Origin of the sequence: Chryseobacterium antibioticum (assembly GCF_012927325.1) — a bacterium.
Classification (GTDB): domain Bacteria; phylum Bacteroidota; class Bacteroidia; order Flavobacteriales; family Weeksellaceae; genus Chryseobacterium; species Chryseobacterium antibioticum.
Genome location: NZ_JABBGI010000066.1, coordinates 1 through 3,494 on the forward strand (window position 1 = coordinate 1; position 3,494 = coordinate 3,494).

General features: G+C 36.9%; 4 protein-coding genes. All 4 read left to right on the forward strand.

Going from position 1 to position 3,494, the window contains the following annotated elements; translation table 11 throughout:
• Window positions 1-179: 179 nt before the first annotated feature.
• The 4 genes from recJ to HHL23_RS22290 all read left to right on the forward strand — a co-directional run bounded on the left by recJ (window position 180) and on the right by HHL23_RS22290 (window position 3,338).
• Entirely contained in the window at window positions 180-1,892 is a 1,713-nt protein-coding gene (recJ, locus tag HHL23_RS22275) for a single-stranded-DNA-specific exonuclease RecJ (RefSeq protein WP_169236930.1), read from the forward strand.
• Between the two features lie 32 nt (window positions 1,893-1,924).
• On the forward strand, window positions 1,925-2,290 hold the full coding sequence (locus HHL23_RS22280) for a four helix bundle protein (RefSeq protein ID WP_169236931.1): 366 nt from the start codon (window positions 1,925-1,927) through the stop codon (window positions 2,288-2,290).
• Window positions 2,291-2,317: 27 nt separating this feature from the next.
• Window positions 2,318-2,902, forward strand: a complete 585-nt coding sequence (gene nadD / locus HHL23_RS22285; protein WP_169236932.1) for a nicotinate (nicotinamide) nucleotide adenylyltransferase — start codon at window positions 2,318-2,320, stop codon at window positions 2,900-2,902.
• Between the two features lie 97 nt (window positions 2,903-2,999).
• Complete coding sequence (locus HHL23_RS22290) at window positions 3,000-3,338, forward strand: DUF3817 domain-containing protein (protein ID WP_169236933.1); 339 nt, start codon at window positions 3,000-3,002, stop codon at window positions 3,336-3,338.
• Window positions 3,339-3,494: the final 156 nt, after the last annotated feature.

A 3,494-nucleotide genomic window follows, 5' to 3' on the forward strand; every position in this document is an offset into this window, starting at 1 on the left:
AAATAGCTCTCAATCTTTTGAAAAATGAGAAAACGCTCAAAGTCGGTGTTAGAGGAAAGCGCCTAAAAGCAGGATGGGATAACAGGTATCTTGAAAAATTAATTAATTTATGATGCGTTTGCCCTGAAGTTCATGACCAATCATTTCAAAATGCTGTTTTTTTTCCTTATTTTTGTGAAATGAGTCAGAAATGGATTTACAAGCCCGAACCCGATGAGGAAGTTGTGGACAGATTAAGTTCGTCACTTGGTTTTGGTACTTTTGAATCTAAACTCCTCGTTTTAAGGGGAATCGACAATTATCAAAAGGCCAGAGAATTCTTCAAACCCAACCTTAACGATATTCACAGTCCGTTCTTAATGGCAGATATGCAGAAAGCTGTAGAGCGTATCGCAACTGCAATTGAAAACGGTGAAAAAATACTGGTATATGGAGATTATGATGTAGACGGAACTACAGCTGTTGCTTTGATGTACCTTTACCTCAGCAAAATTGTTGAGAAAAAATACTTAGATTATTATATCCCTGACAGAAATTCTGAAGGATACGGAATTTCTACCGAAGGTATTGATTTTGCCAAAGAGAATGGTTTTTCACTGATCATTGCTTTAGACTGTGGTATCAAAGCCATAGACATGGTACAATACGCACAGGACAAGGGCATCGATTTTATTATCTGCGATCACCACCTTCCGGGTGAAGAGATCCCTAATGCGATAGCTGTTTTGGATCCAAAGAGAATAGACTGCAGATATCCTTTTAAAGAACTTTCAGGATGTGGTGTAGGCTTTAAGCTTTGCCAGGGCCTGAATACCATCTATAAAATTCCGGAAGCTGAATTATTCGAACTTACCGATCTACTTGCTATTTCCATTGCCGCTGATATTGTTTCCATGACTGGTGAGAACAGGGTGCTTGCTAAAATGGGATTAAAAGTTCTCAGAAAAACAAGAAACCTGGGATTAAGATTATTGATTCCTGAAGATAAACTGTCTCACTTTGAAATTTCAAATATTGTTTTTGAAATTGCTCCAAAGATTAACGCTGCAGGAAGAATTTCTCAGGGGAAAGCAGCTGTAGAACTGATGGTTTCTGATAACCTGAAGCACGCGAACCAGATTGTTAGTGACATTATGGATCTTAATGATGAAAGGCGCGAGCTGGATATGAATTCTACCCTTTCTGCTTTGAATCAGATCATAGAATCCCAACAGCAAACCAAACATTCTACCATTGTTTATCATCCTGAATGGAACAAAGGGGTAATTGGAATTGTCGCTTCAAGGCTTATCGAAACATATTACAAACCTACTCTGGTATTCACGGACGGCAATAATGGGGAAATGGTGGCTTCTGCCAGATCTGTTTCTGATTTTGATGTGCATGAAGCACTGGATATGTGTTCTGAATATTTCCTTAAGTTTGGAGGGCACCACGCTGCTGCAGGACTTTCCATGGAAAAGGATAAATTTGAAGCCTTCAAAATAAAATTTGAAAAAATAGTTTCCGAAAAAATCCAGTTACATCAACAGGAGCCTTCTGTAACGATCGACTCTGAAATTAAAGTCGATGAAATCAACAGGGAATTTATCAATTTCCACAGAAAACTGGCTCCGTTCGGTCCTCATAATATGAAACCGATCCTTACACTGACTGACCAGAAGCTTTCGGGTTATGTAAAAACGATGGGGAAAGATAACAATCACCTGAAGTTTTATATCAAACAGGAGTCTACAGGGAGAAATATAGAGTGTGTAGGCTTCAAACTAGGACAGCATGCAGAAGATTTTAAAAATAAAAAATTCGATCTTGCATTCACTTTAGAGGAAAACCACTGGAAAGGAAACGTAACCCATTATCTGAATATAAAGGATGTGAAGTTCAGGGATTAGGAGTAAGGACTAAGGTAATAGGGATAAAAGCTATGGGAAATTATAAGGAATTATTGGTCTGGCAAAAATCAGTAGATTTTGTTACTGAAATTTATACTTGTACTAAAAGTTTCCCCAAAGAAGAACTTTATTCCCTTACCAGCCAGATTCGCCGTTCTTCCATATCTATTCCATCTAATATTGCTGAAGGACATTCGCGAAGATCTACCTTAGATTATCTACAGTTTTTAAAGATTTCACGAGGGAGCTGTGCCGAAATGGAAACCCAACTTATTATTTCAAGAAATTTAAATTACTTAAACCCTGAAGAGTTTGAAAAGTTAAGTGGAAAAACATCCGAAATATCAAAAATGCTCAATGCCATTATCACTAAATTGCAATCCAGTCCTAATCCCTAACCCCTAAAACCTAAGCCCTAACAATCAATGAAAAAAATCGGCTTATTTTTCGGTTCTTTCAATCCGATACATATTGGACATTTAATCCTGGCTAATTACATTCTGGAACATTCAAATATGGATGAATTATGGTTTGTAGTAAGTCCACAGAACCCTTTTAAAGATAAAAAATCACTTCTGAAAGATCATAACAGGCTGGACATGGTGCAGCTTGCCATAAAAGGCTATCCTAAAATGAGAGCTTCAAATGTAGAATTTTCTCTTCCTAAGCCGAGCTATACGATTGATACGCTTACCTATCTTCATGAAAAGTATCCTGATTATTCTTTCAGTCTGATTATGGGTGAAGATAATCTGGACAGTCTTCATAAATGGAAAAATTCTGAACTTTTGATCAAAAATCATCACATCATTGTTTATCCTAGAGTTTTTGAAGACGAAAAGAAAGATTCGGAATATCTTCAGCATGAGAATATTTCAATGATCAAAGCTCCGGTTATCGAGCTTTCTGCTACGGAGATCAGAAATATGATTAAGGAAGGAAAAAATGTACGCCCAATGCTTCCACCGGAAGTTTTTGAATATTTGGACGGAAGCAGTTTTTATAAGTAATTTTGCAAATAAGAAGCTAGAATTTAGATATTAGAAGTTAGTAGGCCACAGATACGATCAGTTTCCAACTTTTAATTCTTACCTTATACTTTACGACATGGAATTTATCGAAAATTTTTTCTCAAAATATCCTCAGGAAAAAGTCATCAAATGGTTTAAGCAAATCTGTTTGGCTGAAGCTATTTCATGGTTTTTTCTATTCACAGCGATGACCTGGATACGCATTGATCCGGAAGGTATTTTCCCGATCGTCTATATCAGTACTATTGGTAGTATTCATGGATTCTTTTTTACCCTTTACCTGCTGTTTCTACCTTCCATAAGAAAAATATACACATGGGATGATGAAGACAGCGTCTTCGCTTTAATCTCCGCATTTTTTCCTTTTGCCACTATCTGGATAGACAAAAAATTAGCCCGCTTCGACAGAGAATAACAAAATGACATAAAAAAAGGACCGAAATGGTAGTCATGGTCGGAAGAAATTCCGGTCATTTTTTTTTGCATTCTTATGTTTTGAAAACCTTTCCTGGATCCCCTCCCGCAAATACGATTAAAATTGCAGTAATCATATCCCGAAGTTCCATTTTGA